Here is a 17877-nt window from a genome sequence, read left to right on the forward strand (position 1 = left end):
ATTCTACTTTTACGGTGATAGGCCACACCTTTACAAAAACTTTCATTCCAGCGTTAGTCAAAAGCACCGGCAAAAGTCGAAAAAATTACAGAATGTTTCCGGTAGCAATTTCAACACGGTTACGTCCAGCCAGTTTTGCCCGATACAGTGCCTTGTCAGCATCCGGTAACAACTGCGCTGGCAATTTACCCTTGCCGTCCCAACCGCTGATACCAATCGAAATAGTCAGGTTGCTCAAGTCTTTTCCATTATAGGTTATTGTTTTTGAGGATATTTTAAGCAACAAGGATTTTGCCCGTTCCAATGCATCGTTGAGGTTGGCTTCTGGCATGAGTACCACAAATTCTTCTCCGCCGTACCGGCAAGGTATATCTGTTTCTCGGAAGTGTTCCAGCATTAAAGATGCAACCTCGCGTAATGCCAGATCACCCGCATCATGACCAAACTGATCATTAAATTCTTTGAAATGATCGATATCACAAATTAACAGCGAAATGGCCTGTCGGTGGCGCTGGGCAATTTGAATTTCCCGCTGCAGGGCATCATCGAAAAAGCGACGGTTTTTCAATCCGGTCAGTGCATCTTCAAACGACATAATGTGCAGATCTTCTCTGAGTTTAATACCGCTTAATGTCACGCTTAGTCTATCGATAGCGCGAGAAACAAACTGTTCAATCGATTGCCGGGTCTCCGCCGTTTCTGAGGAAATGTCGGGTAAATTGAAAGTAATAAACGTTTGTTTGCCAAGCTGCAAATCCTCAACATCAATTCGATATTTATCGTTGAGCACAGCTTGTGGGGATAAATCAGCAAATTCATTAACCATGTTTACATGTAACTGTATCGGCGCAAAAACGTTATGTAGTTCATGGCAAATCAGATTGCCAGCTTGCTCAAGACTCTGGGATCGTTGCAACCGACTGATAATGCTTTCCAGCCGTAGGCTGAACTCATTAATCAATGCAAGCTGATTGGCCCGCTGCTGTTCAAGTTGCACATAATTCTGTAAAGATGCTGTACGTTCGGATACCCGCTTCTCCAGCATGACATTTAATTCCGTTAATGCCTGCTGCGTCTGGCGATAATGTCTCAGTGAAATCATCACCAGCATCAGGGCAAAGATTAGCCCCCCGTAGGCCAAAGGAAAATCTATCCATGGCAAGAGGCCATGTGCTATGCACATATCAATCAGGAAAAAAATGGCATAAATACCAAATGCTCCCATGACCAAACGTTGTTCAAAACTCATCACCTTAAAATGACGGACACAAATCCACAGCATGATGCTCAACGTCACGATAAACAACATGTCAAAAATCGGGTAAAAATAAGCCAGATGCCAGATGCCCGACAAAGACAATACAAGGCAAATCAATACGTACGTGATATGCATTTGGGCAATACGCAGCATAAGCTTGTCGCCCTGTTCAGCCAGCCAGTAGTTCAGAATCAAGGCGATAAAAATCGGGATCGAAAAATACGAAATAGCCGCTAGATAGGTTTTAGCCAGTGGAGCATAAATCAGTAGTTGTACTGCCTGACTCTCCCCTAACAGGTTTCCGGCGCTGGCCAGCGAAAACAGACCGAGATAAATAAATTCGCGGTTATCTCCACGCATGGCAGAAAATGCAAAAGCAAGCAGCGCAATAAAGAAAAAGAACGCAGAAACAATTAAATCCGTGTAGGAATTTTTCAATATATTCAGTAAAGCGGCTGAGCGTTCCAGCAGTTTCTTTTCTCCCCATAAACCAATATCCGTGTAATCCGAATAAACACGGAAATATAAGGTTTTGCCGACGTAATCATCAGGTAACCCAATTATGTGCCAGGGCCAGCCTTGATAATCGCCCTTGCCATCAGCATCAAAATTCCCAAAGCGATAGATGAGTTGCTGTTCAAGATAAACCTCAGCAATTAAATCAATACTGGAAATAAACACCACCGGATCAATCAGATTTGTTTCTGGCAGCGTGGTGCGATACCAGATATTTTCTCTGCCCTGTCGATTGGGGGGATGTGCTGGTTTGGGTATAGCCAGCCAGTCAGAATGGTTTTGCTGATCCGGCATAGCCCATTCTGGTTTGCCGTCAATAAAAGGAGAATCTCCCCAACGGTATTGCCAGTTTTCAAGATCGGTTTGTACCGTTGTCGCGGCAAATAACACGCCCTGCGCCACCAGTAGCGCCATAAACAAAAGCAAACGAGCCAAACGACTCGTTAGTGATAAATTATGGATAGATAAATCACTCATAACCTGCACTTCAAATGTTTTATATACACAGGCAAAAAAATACCCCTTTGATCACTCAAAGGGGTATCCATGACTTAGCCTATCCATCGGCGTGCATTATGGAAAACCCGTAACCAGGGAGCATCTTTGCCCCAGTCATCTGGATGCCATGAATGCTGAACGCTACGAATTACTCGTTCCGGATGCGGCATCATAATAGTGACACGACCATCTGTTGTGGTAAAACCGGTATGGCCATTTTCAGAACCATTTGGATTAAATGGATAACGCTCGGTCGCCTGACCATAATGATCGACAAAACGCATTGCCACCAGGGCATCATTCATGCTGCCACCTTCAGAGAAATCAATGCGACCTTCACCATGTGCTACGGCGATGGGCATGACAGAACCCGCCATACCCTGTAACAGGATTGATGGCGACTCAGTGATTTCAACCAATGAGAAGCGTGCTTCAAACTGTTCAGAAAGGTTGCGGCTGAAACGCGGCCAATGTTCACTGCCAGGAATCAGTGATTTGAGTTGTGACAGCATTTGACAGCCATTACATACGCCAAGGGAGAAGGTATCTTCACGAGCAAAAAATGCCGCAAACTCATCGCGAGCCCGGGCATTATGCAACACCGTACTGGCCCAGCCACGCCCTGCACCCAATACGTCACCGTAAGAGAAACCACCGCAGGCAACCAGACCTTTGAAATCAGCCAGGGAAACGCGGCCTTCTACAATATCACTCATGTGTATATCAACAGCAGTAAAGCCGGCATGGTCAAACGCCGCGGCCATTTCCATTTGTCCGTTTACCCCTTGCTCTCGCAGTATCGCCATTTTTGGACGATGACCACTGATAATAAAGGGAGCTGCCACTTGTTCTTTCAAATCAAAACTCAGTCTGGCATGCAAACCGGGATCCTGCGCATCATCCAATGCCGCATATTCCTGCTCGGCGCAGTCTGGATTGTCACGCAAAGCCTGCATGCGGTAACTGGTTTCCGACCAGAATTTTTGTAATACATGACGAGACTGGTTTAATACCTGTTTACCATTAACACTGAATTGAATCGTTTGTTCTGCTGTTACTTCGCCAATCAGATGGCTATGTTTGCTGAGCTCAAACTGTTGCAGGACTTCTATGACAGCATCCTGATGTTCAGCCTTAATCTGAATCACCGCCCCCAGTTCTTCGTTAAACAACACTGGCAAAGCGTCACCTAAGCCATCAATGCGGATATTCAGACCGCAATGACCGGCAAACGCCATTTCACACAACGTGGTAATAAGGCCGCCGTCACTACGATCGTGATAAGCCAATACCAAGGCATCCTGTTTCAGCTGTTGCATGGCCGCAAAGAAGTTTTTCAGATTGCGTGCATCATCGACATCCGGACCACGATGACCAACCTGGTTGTATACCTGAGCTAATGCAGAGGTCGCCAAACGGTTATGACCATGTCCAAGATCCAAATAAATTAACTGGGTCTCACCTAAATCGGTACGTAATTGAGGAGTAAGCGTTTTGCTTGCATCTGTCACTGGCGCGAAAGCACTAATAATCAGCGATAGTGGCGAAGTAACTGCTTTGGTTTCACCACGATCTTCCCAGACAGTTTTCATCGATAGCGAATCTTTACCCACTGGAATCGCAATGCCTAATTGTGGACACAACTCCATACCGACGGCTTTGACGGTGTCATACAGAAGTGCATCTTCACCACTATGACCGCAGGCAGCCATCCAGTTTGCTGACAGTTTGACATCACTGATTTTCTCAATATCGGCGGCAGCGATATTGGTTAACGCTTCACCAATTGCCATACGACCCGATGCCGGTGCATCAATCACCGCTAAAGGCGTACGTTCACCCATCGACATGGCTTCGCCCAGCAAGCCATGATGATCAGCCAATGTAACGGCACAGTCAGCCACTGGAACCTGCCATGGACCCACCATCTGATCACGGGCAACCAGACCGGTAATGCTGCGATCACCAATGGTAATCAGGAAGTTTTTACTGGCCACTGTCGGTAGTTTTAAGACCCTTTCCAACGCATCGCTAACGGTAATACCGCTCAAATCCAGTTCGGGTTTGGGTTTGCTGTGATGTTTAACATCACGCAGCATTTTGGGTGGTTTGCCTAACAACAGCGATAACGGCATATCAATCGGATGATTTTCAAATTGCGCATCACCGAGCAATAAATGCTGGTCTTCTGTGGTTTCACCAACGATAGCCCACGGGCAACGCTCACGCTCACAAATCGCCTGGAATAACTCAACATCTTCCGGATTTACACCCAGCACATAACGTTCCTGTGACTCGTTACACCAGATTTCCATCGGTGACATACCTGGTTCATCGTTGGGAATCACCCGCAGCTCAAAACGCCCACCACGGCCACTGTCATCTACCAGTTCAGGAAAGGCATTGGATAAACCACCCGCCCCCACATCATGAATCGAAACAATCGGGTTTTTGTCATTTAACGCCACACAGCGATCTATGACTTCCTGACATCGACGTTCCATTTCCGGATTGCCCCGTTGTACTGAAGCAAAATCAAGACCTTCTTCACTGGTACCGGAAGCAACAGATGAAGCGGCACCGCCACCCAGACCAATCAGCATCGCCGGACCACCAAGCACGATCAGCTGGGTGCCAGGTTGCATAATGTGTTTTTCAACATGCTGAGGTCGAATACTACCCAAGCCACCGGCTACCATAATTGGTTTGTGATAACCACGTACTTCAAAACCATTATCCGACGGAACTTTGGCTTCATAAGTACGGAAATACCCACAAAGATTAGGACGGCCAAATTCATTGTTAAATGCTGCGCCGCCTAATGGACCATCAACCATGATCTGCAGCGCTGAAGCGATACGGGCAGGTTTGCCGTAATCGGTTTCCCAAGGTTGTTCAAAACCGGGGATTTGTAAATTAGAAACCGAAAATCCAGTTAAACCTGCTTTAGGTTTGGAACCACGACCTGTAGCGCCTTCATCACGAATCTCGCCACCGGCACCGGTTGCTGCACCCGGAAAGGGTGAAATAGCGGTTGGATGATTATGGGTTTCCACTTTCATCAGGATATGCTGCTGCTCACCTTCGTAGCAGTAGTGATTGTCTTTCATATCCACCTGAAAACGATGACTGCGCGGGCCTTCGATAACTGATGAATTATCGTTATAAGCTTTCACAACACCTTCTGGGTGTTGCTCGTGGGTATAACGAATCATATCGAACAGGCTGCGATCCTGCGTTTTGCCATCAATAACCCAGTCGGCCTTGAAAATTTTATGACGGCAATGCTCAGAGTTGGCCTGAGCAAACATCATAAGTTCAATGTCATTTGGATTGCGATTAAGGGCAGTGAAATTTTCAAACAGGTAATCAACTTCATCGTCAGCCAGGGCCAGGCCCAGATTTTGATTGGCTGCAACCAATGCCTGACGGCCACCATTGAGGATATCAACAGACAATAAGGGTCTGGGAGCTGTATGCATGAACAATTGCTCAGCATCATCTTCATTATCAAACACAGTTTCGATCATGCGATCGTGCAGCTTCGCGGCAATAATCGAGCGCTGTTCGCTGGTTAAGGTCGCTTTACTGCTGACATAAAATGCAATACCGCGCTCAACCCGAACGATATCGGTCAAACCGCTGTTATGCACAATGTCCGTCGCTTTACTGGACCACGGTGAGATAGTGCCGGGACGTGGTGTAATTAAAAACAGGTTTTCCTGATCCTGTACTTTGCTATTACCCTTGCTTGCTTCAAGCATTTCGCTGAGTGTGGCAATATCAGCTTCGCTAAGTTGACCGTCACCTTCCAGTTCAGCGAAATACTGATATTCACTTCTTAATGCGCTTACCGTGGTGACTTCTGCGCGGATGGCGCGGAGCAATTTTTCAATTCGGAAAGCAGAGAAAGCCGGACGGCCAACCAATTGCAGCATTTGAAACCCAATTCACAGATAATTAAAGCGATAATGATACTTTATACGCCCGAATTCGCCCAATAAAATTGAGCTTTTGTCATGACCGAAAATATATCAACATCGCATAAACCCGGCCTTTTCAGACTATTGGGGGTGATGCTTTATGACAGCATGCTGTTAGTCTCAGTATTATTAGTTGCCGCAGCGGTAGCCGTAGCCTTTAATGGAGGTGAAGCAATCGGTGCCAATAATCCATTCTTTTTTGTCTATCTGCTGGGCGTGGCATTTATTTTTTATGGCTGGTTCTGGACCCATGGCGGACAAACGCTTGGTATGCGTGCATGGCGGGTTTATCTCATCAGCGGCAATAATACCGGGATCAACTGGCAGCAAGCATTTCTGAGATTTGTTGTTGGCATATTTTCATGGCTGCCATTAGGATTGGGATACTGGTGGCTATGGATTAGCCCGGACAAACTCAGCTGGCCTGACATTGCTTCTGGTAGCTACCTTATCTACAGCCCGAAAAAGCAATAAATTCTATAACTGATTAGCCATCAATCGGAGATACGTTCTAGATTCAGCAGTTTGTGATTGTCATCAAAACGGATTCTAAAACGGCCATGAATTCCGTGTTGGGTAATGAAACGACGCACATGTAAAGCAGGAAACTGCAACGACTCTCCCGAATCGGCTATAGCAACAACGGCAGAGGCTTCGCCTCGATAATAGCGCATTGCCTCTTCTTTATCGACATGAAGTCTAAACGTTAAGGCTTTGACCACTAACGAGAAACCCTCTGAACATTTCACTAATGTTGCGTAGCATCATTTGCTTTTCTGCGTCAGTGTATGGCTTGGCATTGCCCTGACCCCAAATCGGTTTTGGCCAGACTGCATCGGTTTTAAAGCGAGCCACATGATGCATATGTAACTGTGGAACCACGTTTCCCAATGCCGCAATATTCATTTTATCGGCCTGAGTCAATTTCATCAGTTTTTCAGCAACTAATGCTGACTCCTGCCACAATAATTGCTGATCCTGCATTGATAAATCATAAACTTCACTGACATCCATGCGACGTGGCACCAGAATCACCCAGGGATACCTGGCATCATTCATTAACAATACACGGCAAAGAGGTAAATCTCCGACCACAAAGGTGTCAGCCGCTAGCTGAGGATGTAATTCAAATTTCATTAATCCGCCAGATATTTATTGACGATCTCATAGACATCGGATGAGAGATCCTGTTGTTGTGCAATATTTTTCAAAGCATCACGCATCATTTGCTGGCGTTTGGCATCATAACGACGCCAGGAATTAAATGCGCCTAATTGCCTGGAGGCAACCTGTGGATTTATCTTATCCAATAGCAAAATCTGTTCAGCCAGAAAACGATACCCACTACCATCTATTGCATGAAATCCTGCTGGATTATTCCGGCAGAACTGTCCAATCAATGCCCGCACATTATTCGGATTTTTAATACTGAATGCAGGATGTTTCATCAAACCTTTAATGCGGATCAAGGTATCAGGCAGGTTGGATAAAGCCTGTACCGTCAACCATTTATCAACCACCTGACGATCATGCTGCCATTGTTCATAAAATGCGCGTAAGGCATGTTCACGTTCGCTACCGGGCTGATCGACCATCAAGCGTAAACCCGATAAGGTGTCGGTCATATTGTCTGCCTGTTTCATCTGTTTCAGACAACGTTGTGTCTGCATCGGGTCACCGGTTGCCATCAGATATCCCAAACACATATTTTTCAGACTGCGGCGTCCCATATGTTCTGAATTGAACTGATACGGTATGTTTGGCAGATTATGTTGCTGATATAACGCATCAAACTGTGCTTTAAGCTGCATCGCCAAAGTGCGTTTTACAAAATCACGTACCTGATGGATTGCATCAACATCGGCTACTGTCATTTGCGCCGCCAGATAATTTTCTGAAGGCAAGGTCAGCATTCGTGCAACCAGCGCAGGATCTGCTGAAGGATCTTCCAGTACAGCAGCACACTGTGTCAGCAAAATTTCCGGCAGATTCAGGGTTTTGTTCTGTTGGAAGTCGTTGATTAAGGACAGCATGATTTGAATAAACAGGCTTTGTCCGGCATCCCAGCGGTTAAAGCTGTCTTTCTCATGTGCCATCAGAAACGCCAACTCTTCATTATCTCGTTCAATGGATAATTTCACTGGTGCCGAAAAGCCGCGAAGTAATGACACAACAGGTTTTTGCTTTACACCGATAAACTGAAATTTCTGTTCAGTTTCGCGTAATTCCAATACCCGGGTATCAGAGGTGTAAGCCTCTGATTCATCAATCAATTGCAATGGCAGGCTATTACCTTGTGAATCCAATAACCCCATCGCCACCGGAATCAGAAACGGTTGTTTTTCGGATTGTCCCGGCGTCGCAGGACACGTCTGGTACAAGGTGAGCTCAAAAATCTTGCTGCGCTCATCATAAGAACAGGTGGCCGTAATTTCAGGTGTTCCCGCCTGGGTATACCAGCGTTTGAACTGCGTTAAATCGATATGATTGGCATCTTCGATGGCTTTGACAAAATCATCGGTGGTTACTGCCTGACCATCATGACGGTCAAAATATAAATCGGTGCCCTTGCGGAAACCTTCATCGCCAACCAGGGTTTTGATCATGCGCACGACTTCGGCGCCTTTTTCATAAATAGTGACGGTATAAAAGTTACTGATCTCGATATAACTATCGGGACGCACTGGATGGGCCATCGGGCCGGCATCTTCGGCAAACTGCAGGCTTCGCAGCTGATCAACATCATCAATACGTTGCACTGCAGCAGAATTCAAATCGGCACTGAATGACTGATCACGCATTACCGTAAAGCCTTCTTTCAGGCTTAACTGAAACCAGTCACGGCAAGTCACACGGTTACCTGACCAGTTGTGAAAATATTCATGCCCTACAATGCTTTGAATGGTATAGAAATCGTTATCAGTGGCTGTTTTCGGGCTGGCCAGAACACAGGCCGCATTAAAGATATTCAACCCTTTGTTTTCCATGGCGCCCATATTGAAATCATTGACGGCAACAATCATGAATACATCGAGATCGTATTCACGCCCGTAGCTGTCTTCATCCCAGCGCATGGATTGCTTTAAAGACATTAAAGCATGGTCACATTTATCGTGATTTTCTTTATCTACATATATCTGCAAGGTAACTTCACGACCACTTGCTGTGGTGAATTTATCCTGTTGCATATATAAATCACCGGCCACCAAAGCAAACAGATAACAGGGTTTAGGGTGTGGATCATGCCAGCGTACCCAATGACGTCCATCTTCCAGATCGCCCTGCTCCTGCAAATTGCCATTGGATAACAGAATCGGCCATTGCTGTTTATCGGCTGTGATGGTGACCGTAAAGACCGCCATGACATCAGGACGATCCGGGTAATAAGTAATACGCCGAAATCCCTCAGCCTCACATTGGGTGCATACCAACGCGCCAGAGTGATATAAACCTTCTAAAGCCGTGTTTTGATCTGGATGAATTTCAGTCACAATTTCCAGCTGAAATTTTTCCGGTAATTGCGGCAGAATCAGTTGCGTACTGGAACGTTGAAATTCAGCGGCAGTTAATAAACGGCCATCAAGTTTGATACTGACCAGCTCAAGGTGCTCACCATTCAACACACAGTCCTCACCTGGACCTTTTGGATTACGACGCATACTGAGAGTGCTGATAACGCGCGTTGTGGAAGCATCCAGCTCAAATTGCAGATCAACATTGTCAACGAGGTAGGATGGAACCGTATAATCCGCTAGACGAATCGTTTTTGGGGACGCAGGTGCGTTCATTAAATTAAAATTCCTCTTGATTTACTGGCCAGTACTGATAAGCAGGCTCTTCGTATGGGTGTGCAAGTTTCAAAGCTGAGACAACCGCTTTGATAGTGTCGTTCGAACAAATCGTTTCAACCCGGTATTCATTTACCTGTTCAACTTTTCCACTTTCACCGATAAATGGCTGACTCCCTGCCAGTGGGCGAAACTGTCCCATTCCCTGTGTTTCCCAGCTGCAGCAGTCATAACCGTCAAAATGTCCGGCACCCGCATTAAAAATGGCTTCTTTAACCAGTTCTTTATGGGTTTCCGGAACAAAAAATACCAGCTTGTACATGTGTTACCTCCACTGCCATTGTTGCGCCTCACCCGTACCGGCAATGCTTAATACAGCACTGTCATTAGCAATAAACGACACCGCCTGTATGACCATTCCGGGATTAAGCGGATTTTGTCTGGTCACTTTCCAGCAACGTAATTTATCACCTTGAGGTAGTTGCCAGACACAAAGTCGTTCTGCTGCATGACCGGTCACCAGGAGCATGCCATCCTGTGAAAAGTTGACGGCGGTTGTGGTGGTAGTAAAAACCGGAAAGTCCGGAACCGGCATTGATTTAGGCCATGCAGAACTGCGCAATTGTGATTGCAGACGGCCATCTGCCAATGACCAGAGATAAGCATGCCCATTATCCGCGGCAGTAAATACATATCGGCTTTGCGGATCATACTTCACCAGATTTACAGTATTACTATGCACCCAGTTTTGTAACTGTTCACCGCTCTGCAGATCCCATAACCTGGCCGTACGATCATCACCACCGGTTAAAGCCGTTTTACCATCCGGGGAGATGGCCACAGTGTTAATGGGATGCTTCACAGGGGAATCGACTGCGGCACCATCATGTTCAAACACATAACGTACCCGATTGGCGTCTATATCAAAATAAACGGCCGTGCTATCAGCCAAAGCCAGTAATAAATAACGACCATCAGCAGAGATATCCAACGCTTTAATTCTGAGCGGGAAGGTCAGTCTGTTTTCCGGCATACCATTCGCCGTATTCCATAACATAACCGTATCAAACTCCACCGTTGCAGCGAGCGAACTGGATTTTGCCAAAGCCACGGAAGTGCTACGAACTGTCTCCTTAGCCTCACTTTGCCAGCTGTACTTCACCTGATTGGTTTGCAGATCCCAGAGTCTGGCAGCCGCATCTACATCAGCCGATAAGAGAAATTTTCCATCCGCGGAAAAAACAGCGGCGTAACTGCCATCACTATGTTGCCACTCATAAGACTGTTGTGGTCGATCTTCACAGCCGCCAAGCAATAGCAGCAGCCCCGGGAAAATGAATCTGCTGATACTACGCACGGACATAATCGTAATCAGGATTTAGGCAGAGTCACACCCTGCTGACCCTGGTACTTACCAGCCCGATCAGCATAGGAGGTCTCACAGATTTCATCAGACTCGAAGAACAGCATTTGTGCAACGCCTTCATGAGCATAGATTTTTGCTGGCAATGGCGTGGTGTTGGAAAATTCCAGCGTGACCTGCCCTTCCCATTCAGGCTCTAACGGCGTGACATTCACAATAATGCCACATCTCGCGTAGGTCGATTTGCCCAAACAAATGGTTAACACATTACGCGGAATTTTAAACGATTCGATGGTGCGGGCCAGCGCAAATGAATTTGGCGGAATGATACAGACATCGGAGTTGATATCCACAAAACTGCTGGCATCAAAATTCTTCGGGTCGACAATCGCTGAATTGATATTGGTAAAGATTTTAAACTCAGTGGAACAGCGTACATCATATCCGTAGCTGGAAGTGCCATAGGAAATAATGCGCTGTCCTTCACGTTCACGCACCTGGCCCGGTTCGAACGGCGAAATCATGCCGTGCTGTTCTGCCATGCGGCGGATCCATTTATCTGATTTTATGCTCATAGTCCGTCAATAAAGCCCAAAAGATGTTGATGATAGCCTGATTAGTCGTTCTTGATAACTATATTCGGGAAGGCCGCTGCATAATTTTTACCCTGCATGGCCAGGTTGGCTGCAATACGACGGGCTATAACTCGATAAGCCAGAGCAATATCTCCATCCGGATCTTTTACCACCGTCGGTTGCCCATTATCAGCATCTTCCCGGATATGAATATCCAATGGCAGGCTGCCCAGCATATTCACACCATATTGTTCCGCCATTGATTGTCCACCACCGGCACCAAAAATATGTTCTTCATGACCGCATTGGCTGCAGATATGGGTACTCATGTTTTCAATAACACCCAATACCGGGACCTTGACCTTTTCAAACATTTTCAATGCCTTACGGGCATCGAGCAAGGAAATATCCTGTGGTGTGGTGACAATAACTGCACCACTGACCGGTACTTTCTGTGACAGCGTCAACTGAATATCGCCCGTACCCGGTGGTAAATCAATGACCAGATAATCCAGTGATTTCCAATTAGTGTCGCCCAGCATTTGTTGCAAGGCTTGCGTCACCATCGGACCACGCCAGATCATCGGTTCTTCTTCATCGATTAAAAAGCCAATCGACATACTTTGAATGCCATAGCTTTCAATGGGTTCAATCGATTTGCCATCCACTGATTCCGGACGTTGCGTAGTGCCCAGCATGCGTGGCTGGCTGGGGCCATAGATATCGGCATCCAAAATCCCCACGGTTGCGCCTTCAGCGGCCAGAGCCAATGCCAGATTAACTGAAGTGGTAGATTTACCTACGCCACCTTTACCCGAGGCCACGGCAATAATGTTTTTGACATTTTCCAGCGCCGGAACGCCTTGCTGTACTTTATGCTTTACGATTTTAGTAGTGATATTGACGCTGACATTGGTTGCGCCATCAGCTTCAATTAATTGCTTTAAGTTCTGGGCCAGTTCAGCCGCATAACCCTTGACTGGGTAGCCCAGAATCACATCAACCTGCGTTTGATTGTCATCCTGCACAACCTTAACCGTGGCACGAGTCTCGCCCAACGTTATCAGCGTTGATGGATCCTGATAGTTTTTGACGATTTCCTCAATTTGCGCGGGGCTAGTCATGCATGACTCCTGTATATTTCAAAGCTAAATTAGATTCAATATTTTATACCCTGCCAAAACTGGCTGCATCCACACTGCTTGCAGGGCTATTGGCTGATACAGAGAAAAACACCGCTATAACAGCGGTGTTTAAAGTGTTTAACGAATTTAATCAGGTCCGGATAATGTGTGTTGTAAAGGCCAATCCCGGTAATTAAAGACCTGACCTTCCTCACGAACGCGGGCAATTTCTGTCAAATCCAGATCAGCACAGACCCAACCCGGCTTGTCAGCCACGCCTTCAATCAATATGCCATTATCGGTAAAACCATAATCCACCGGTGTATAAATGCTGGCACGCCCGGTATTCACATCAACAGCTTCTGACCAGCGAGCTTCACCAAACGTAGGCGACTGCACAACATAGCATTGATTTTCCAATGCACGTGCCTGACAGCCAATCCGTACACGATGAAAACCGGCCTGGGTATCGGTGCAACTTGGTGCCAGAATTAAATCCGCTCCGGCATTGACTTGTTGATAGGCGATCATCGGAAATTCAATGTCATAGCAAATACTGATACCAATACGCCCGACATCCGTATCCAGCACTTTAATCTGTTGGCCTGGATGAATTAACCATTGCTCATTTTCAAAGCGGGTCATGATCAACTTATCCTGAAAACCAATCAGCCCATCCGGTGCATAGAGATTCGCACGGTTACGAAATGTGCCATCTTCCTGCAGGACCGGAAACGTACTGGCCAGCATCATGACATCGTATTGTTTGCTGAGTTGATGATGCAGATCCTGCCAGTCCGCATACACATCCTGCATCGAATGTAACTGCTTACCGAGATCGGTATAAATAGCTTCACCAAATAACGAAGCCAGTTCCATGCTGCCATATTCCGGAAACACCAGCAGTTTGGCCTTTTCTTCAACGGCTTCAGCCACCCACTGAGTCAATTTATCAGTGAATTGCGACCAGTCCTTGAAAAAACCGATATCGTACTGTGCTGCAGCGACTTTAACTTTGCTCATTGGCACCAAACTCGGGAAATCGTTAACGGGACATTAAAGATTGGGCATTTCAGCCTTATTTCAATGCCAAAAAAAACTATTTGTAAAAATTACTTTCGCTACACAAGCGAACGGATATTAAGAAAACAGATCTTTGCTAGAGTTTCTTCATCCAGAAAGTCATTGGCTTGGGCGACTCATTCGCTTCATCCAGTTCTTTCCAGCTAAAGGTGGTGTGCAGCTCAGGATGTTTTTCATAACCACGCTTACGCCAGAAATTATCCAGCGGTCTGAAACCTGCCGGACGGCGCGGATGATCGTCTGGTCGTTGAACACCGCAAAAACAGCTGTATTCATAACCGCCTAGTTCACGTGCATGCTGTTCACGATGATCAAAAAACGCTACACCAGCACCCTGCCCGCGATATTGTGATAACAACACCGACTCACCACAATAAAATACGCTATCGACATCAATACCCGCGTTGATAAACGGCGCTTTGACGTCATCTGTTTCATATTTAAGCGGAATGCCGGTCGATGCACCGACGACCTTATCGCCATCAAAGGCTAAAACAATCACGCTGTCAGGCGCTTCGATATAGGTTTGCAGGTAGCGAGCCTCGTAATCCGGATCCCCATCATAGAGATAAGGAAAATCACGGAAAACCTGAATACGCAATCTGGCCAGTTCAGGAATAAATTGATTCAGGGCTTCACCTGATAAACGTTTCAATTCCAGCATAGTTATTTCAATCCGTGCAATGGAAAGGCATATAAAAAAGCCAGACTGGAAAATACATTCCAGCCTGGCTGATTGTCCTGCAGTTTAACCGACGACTTGTTTCACCCAGTCTTCCAGGTTGTAGTAGTTGGTGATACGAGCCACTTTGCCATCACGAATCACAAAAAACGCACCGGCTGGCAGATTGTATTTCTGACCGTTAGCTTCCGGTAAACCTTCATCGGTGCTCAGGTATTCACCTAATACGGTGAATTCAACCGCAGCGCGGTCACCCGCTTCGTTGGTGGTGATGGATATATCAACGATTTGTTCTTTGTAATGGGCATTCATGCGGTCCATAAATGCAGAGAATTTTTCTTTACCAACCTCACGACCACCCTGGTTGACGTCATGAATAACATCGTCAGTCAGCATATTTAAAAACGCATCCATATCCTGACGGTTGAACGCATCGTAGTAGTTTTGCAGCAATGTGATTGTAGCTTGGCTCATGTTGCAGATCCCAGTGAGTAAAAAAACCGCGAATTTTAACGTGTAAACGCTTCAAAGAAAAGCAGAAACGACTAATTTAACCACAGAGACACGGAGGGCACGGAGATAAAAGAAAATAGATCCGCAGATTACGCAGATGGACGCAGATTTATAATTTTTAACAGGATCGTAGGTCGGGTTAGCGTAGCGTAACCCGACAAAAATAATCTGCGAAAATCTGCGTAATCTGCGGATAACTCAAAAAAACCTCTGTGCCCTCTGTGTCTCTGTGGTTACTTTCAAAAATCAGCTTTGACGACTACGAGCAGTAATCCCCATCAACTTGTAAGTCAGCATTGATGCGGCGAAGTCATAGGCATGAAAGCCTTCAATCGGCGCGAATTCCATTACATCAAAACCGATAATTTCACGTTGTTTGGCGACCGATTCAAACAGATTCAATGTCTGGTACCAGCTCAGGCCGCCTGGTACCGGTGTGCCTGTTGATGGAAATACACTGGGATCCATGCCGTCAATATCGACTGTAAAAAACACTTTTTGCGGAAAATCATCAGGTAAGGTAATGCTGTTGATATTATTGGGAACCAGTTCATCGGCATCCTGGTAATACACGCCAAATTCTTCACGCACCTGCATTTCTTCTTCACAAAAGGCACGAATTCCCAGCTGGTATAACGGAATACCCATATCCACTGCACGTTTCATTACCGAAGCATGGCTCAAAATATCGCCTTCATAGGCATGACGCAGATCGGCATGGGCATCGATCTGAACAATGCCGAAATCTTCAATCCCTGCATCCTTCAAGCCTTTGATGACGCCGTAGGTGACAGTATGTTCACCGCCTAACACGACGGGAATACCGCCATTACGGATGATTTCAGCAGTGGCATTGGCAATATTATCAATCACCTGTTGAGAATTTACGCTGCAGTCTACTGGCGGGCAGGTGTAAATGCCCAAATCACATGGATTGCTTTTACCATCCCATTTTTCCAGCTGCCATGAGGCATTCAAGATAGTGGAGGGTCCCTTCGCTGTACCGCCACCATAGGAAACTGATTTTTCATAGGGGACAGGCAAAACATGAAACATCGCCTGTTTAGGATCAGCCTGATCAATCTCAGATCCCAGGAAAATCGGAAATTCTTCGTTTAATTCTGCTGTCATGACAGTCGCTCTTTAAAATCACTGTAGCCAAAACTTTTGACTACACGTAAATCATCGGTTTCGGAATTCCAGATAGCCAAAGATGGCAATTTGGTGCCATTAAACGTCGTGGTTTTGACCATGGTGTAATGGCTCATATCTTCAAATACCAGCCGTTGTCCGATTTCCAGTGGTTTATCAAAACTGTAATCGCCAATCACATCACCCGCCAGACAGGTTAATCCACCCAGCCGATAAGTATGTGGTTTTTCATCAGCTAAACCTGCACCGGTAATATCTGGACGATAAGGCATTTCCAAAGTATCAGGCATATGACAGGTAGCCGAAGTATCGAGAATAGCCTGATCCAGATGATTCCAGCTGATATCCAGTACTTCACAACTCAAAATACCTGTGCCAATTGCCACCGCCTCTCCCGGCTCCAGATACACTTCGACCTGATGCCTTTGTTTAAAATTCTGAATTAATTGGATTAAACCATCAATATTGTAGCCATCCGCCGTAATATGATGACCACCGCCAAAATTTACCCATTGCATTTGTGGCAGCAAATGACCGAATTTGGCTTCCATGGCTTTTACTGTACGTTGCAATGGTTCAAATCCCTGCTCACACAAAGTATGAAAATGCAGGCCGGAAATGCCATCCAAAGCCGTTTCATCCAGCTGTGATAACGGAATGCCTAAACGTGAACCGGGTGCACACGGATCGTAAATCGGTACCGCACCTTCTGAATGCTCCGGATTGATACGTAAACCAAAATGCAATTCAGGACGTTGTTTTTGCATTGTCAGGCACTGTTCACGAAACCGCAGCCACTGCCCGCAGGAATTAAACACAATGTGATGAGCAAAAGTCAGCAGTTCATCAATATCCTGCTGGCTGAAAGCTGCTGCAAACACATGCACTTCGCCACCGTATTCTTCAAAACCCAGTCGCGCTTCATGCAAACCACTGGCACAAGTGCCGCTCAGATATTTGGCCGTCAATGGCGCTAAAGACCACATGGAAAAAGCTTTTAAAGCAGCCAGAACTTTGGCACCACTGGCCGTTTGCACGTGATTCAGAATGCGTAAATTACGCTCAACAGCCACTTCGTCCACCACAAAACAAGGAGACGGCAATCGAGATAAATCCAGCTTGGTAAAATTGGTAAATTGCATTAAATTCAAATACCTGAAAATGATAGTTAATTTATTTCATTAATATTTATTAACCACAGAGACACAGAGGGCACAGAGTTTTTATCCGCAGATTACGCAGATTCTCGCAGATTATTTTTGCCGGGTTACGCTACGCTAACCCTACCTACGTTTTTTAACAAAGTGTAGGTTGGGTTGAATTTATGAAACCCAACAAGACG

General features: G+C 46.0%; 15 protein-coding genes. 1 reads left to right on the forward strand and 14 read right to left on the reverse strand.

Annotated elements, in window-relative coordinates; translation table 11 throughout:
* Nucleotides 1-85 precede the first annotated feature (85 nt).
* Entirely contained in the window at nt 86-2251 is a 2166-nt protein-coding gene (locus B2W60_RS13535; RefSeq protein WP_292359157.1) for a diguanylate cyclase, read from the reverse strand.
* A gap of 74 nt (nt 2252-2325) precedes the next feature.
* Nucleotides 2326-6210, reverse strand: a complete 3885-nt coding sequence (purL, locus tag B2W60_RS13540; protein WP_292359155.1) for a phosphoribosylformylglycinamidine synthase — start codon at nt 6208-6210, stop codon at nt 2326-2328.
* Between the two features lie 81 nt (nt 6211-6291).
* Between purL and B2W60_RS13545 the strand changes: the two genes are divergently transcribed.
* Nucleotides 6292-6729, forward strand: coding sequence for an RDD family protein (locus B2W60_RS13545; RefSeq protein ID WP_292359153.1), 438 nt, complete (start codon nt 6292-6294; stop codon nt 6727-6729).
* Nucleotides 6730-6749: 20 nt separating this feature from the next.
* Here B2W60_RS13545 and B2W60_RS13550 read toward each other — a convergent pair whose 3' ends face one another.
* From B2W60_RS13550 to nspC, 12 genes are all read right to left on the reverse strand, one after another.
* Nucleotides 6750-6929, reverse strand: a complete 180-nt coding sequence (locus tag B2W60_RS13550) for a DUF2835 family protein (protein ID WP_292359151.1) — start codon at nt 6927-6929, stop codon at nt 6750-6752.
* A 25-nt stretch (nt 6930-6954) separates the two neighbouring features.
* Entirely contained in the window at nt 6955-7392 is a 438-nt protein-coding gene (locus B2W60_RS13555) for an HIT family protein (RefSeq protein WP_292359148.1), read from the reverse strand.
* A complete protein-coding gene (gene pepN, locus B2W60_RS13560) occupies nt 7392-10043 on the reverse strand; it encodes an aminopeptidase N (RefSeq protein WP_292359147.1) in 2652 nt (883 codons plus the stop codon). The genes B2W60_RS13555 and pepN overlap by 1 nt, the downstream gene beginning before the upstream one ends.
* 4 nt (nt 10044-10047) lie before the next feature.
* The gene (locus B2W60_RS13565; RefSeq protein ID WP_292359145.1) at nt 10048-10365 is read right to left on the reverse strand and encodes an NGG1p interacting factor NIF3; all 318 of its coding nucleotides are present in this window, start codon (nt 10363-10365) and stop codon (nt 10048-10050) included.
* A 3-nt stretch (nt 10366-10368) separates the two neighbouring features.
* Entirely contained in the window at nt 10369-11406 is a 1038-nt protein-coding gene (locus tag B2W60_RS13570; protein WP_292359143.1) for a WD40 repeat domain-containing protein, read from the reverse strand.
* Nucleotides 11407-11414: 8 nt separating this feature from the next.
* Nucleotides 11415-11981 carry a dCTP deaminase gene (gene dcd / locus B2W60_RS13575; protein WP_292359142.1) on the reverse strand — a complete coding sequence of 189 codons (567 nt, stop codon included), beginning with the start codon at nt 11979-11981 and terminating at the stop codon, nt 11415-11417.
* A gap of 41 nt (nt 11982-12022) precedes the next feature.
* Nucleotides 12023-13105, reverse strand: a complete 1083-nt coding sequence (apbC, locus tag B2W60_RS13580; protein ID WP_292359140.1) for an iron-sulfur cluster carrier protein ApbC — start codon at nt 13103-13105, stop codon at nt 12023-12025.
* 147 nt (nt 13106-13252) lie between these two features.
* Nucleotides 13253-14128, reverse strand: coding sequence for a carbon-nitrogen hydrolase family protein (locus B2W60_RS13585; RefSeq protein ID WP_292359138.1), 876 nt, complete (start codon nt 14126-14128; stop codon nt 13253-13255).
* Nucleotides 14129-14264: 136 nt separating this feature from the next.
* A complete protein-coding gene (locus tag B2W60_RS13590; protein WP_292359137.1) occupies nt 14265-14852 on the reverse strand; it encodes a GNAT family N-acetyltransferase in 588 nt (195 codons plus the stop codon).
* Nucleotides 14853-14936: 84 nt separating this feature from the next.
* The gene (locus B2W60_RS13595; RefSeq protein WP_292359135.1) at nt 14937-15344 is read right to left on the reverse strand and encodes a ketosteroid isomerase-related protein; all 408 of its coding nucleotides are present in this window, start codon (nt 15342-15344) and stop codon (nt 14937-14939) included.
* Nucleotides 15345-15629: 285 nt separating this feature from the next.
* Nucleotides 15630-16514 carry an agmatinase gene (gene speB / locus B2W60_RS13600; RefSeq protein ID WP_292359133.1) on the reverse strand — a complete coding sequence of 295 codons (885 nt, stop codon included), beginning with the start codon at nt 16512-16514 and terminating at the stop codon, nt 15630-15632.
* On the reverse strand, nt 16511-17677 hold the full coding sequence (gene nspC, locus B2W60_RS13605; protein WP_292359132.1) for a carboxynorspermidine decarboxylase: 1167 nt from the start codon (nt 17675-17677) through the stop codon (nt 16511-16513). Before nspC ends, speB begins: the two co-directional genes overlap by 4 nt.
* Nucleotides 17678-17877 lie beyond the last annotated feature (200 nt).

The sequence above is a fragment of the Methylophaga sp. UBA2496 genome, from assembly GCF_002341635.1.
In the GTDB taxonomy this organism is placed as follows: domain Bacteria; phylum Pseudomonadota; class Gammaproteobacteria; order Nitrosococcales; family Methylophagaceae; genus Methylophaga.

Coding starts and splice junctions, on each gene's coding strand:
- B2W60_RS13535 (WP_292359157.1), bottom strand. CDS start 2,251: ATGAGTGATTTATCTATCCATAATTTATCACTAACGAGTCGTTTGGCT.
- purL (WP_292359155.1), bottom strand. CDS start 6,210: ATGCTGCAATTGGTTGGCCGTCCGGCTTTCTCTGCTTTCCGAATTGAA.
- B2W60_RS13545 (WP_292359153.1), top strand. CDS start 6,292: ATGACCGAAAATATATCAACATCGCATAAACCCGGCCTTTTCAGACTA.
- B2W60_RS13550 (WP_292359151.1), bottom strand. CDS start 6,929: ATGCGCTATTATCGAGGCGAAGCCTCTGCCGTTGTTGCTATAGCCGAT.
- B2W60_RS13555 (WP_292359148.1), bottom strand. CDS start 7,392: ATGAAATTTGAATTACATCCTCAGCTAGCGGCTGACACCTTTGTGGTC.
- pepN (WP_292359147.1), bottom strand. CDS start 10,043: ATGAACGCACCTGCGTCCCCAAAAACGATTCGTCTAGCGGATTATACG.
- B2W60_RS13565 (WP_292359145.1), bottom strand. CDS start 10,365: ATGTACAAGCTGGTATTTTTTGTTCCGGAAACCCATAAAGAACTGGTT.
- B2W60_RS13570 (WP_292359143.1), bottom strand. CDS start 11,406: ATGTCCGTGCGTAGTATCAGCAGATTCATTTTCCCGGGGCTGCTGCTA.
- dcd (WP_292359142.1), bottom strand. CDS start 11,981: ATGAGCATAAAATCAGATAAATGGATCCGCCGCATGGCAGAACAGCAC.
- apbC (WP_292359140.1), bottom strand. CDS start 13,105: ATGACTAGCCCCGCGCAAATTGAGGAAATCGTCAAAAACTATCAGGAT.
- B2W60_RS13585 (WP_292359138.1), bottom strand. CDS start 14,128: ATGAGCAAAGTTAAAGTCGCTGCAGCACAGTACGATATCGGTTTTTTC.
- B2W60_RS13590 (WP_292359137.1), bottom strand. CDS start 14,852: ATGCTGGAATTGAAACGTTTATCAGGTGAAGCCCTGAATCAATTTATT.
- B2W60_RS13595 (WP_292359135.1), bottom strand. CDS start 15,344: ATGAGCCAAGCTACAATCACATTGCTGCAAAACTACTACGATGCGTTC.
- speB (WP_292359133.1), bottom strand. CDS start 16,514: ATGACAGCAGAATTAAACGAAGAATTTCCGATTTTCCTGGGATCTGAG.
- nspC (WP_292359132.1), bottom strand. CDS start 17,677: ATGCAATTTACCAATTTTACCAAGCTGGATTTATCTCGATTGCCGTCT.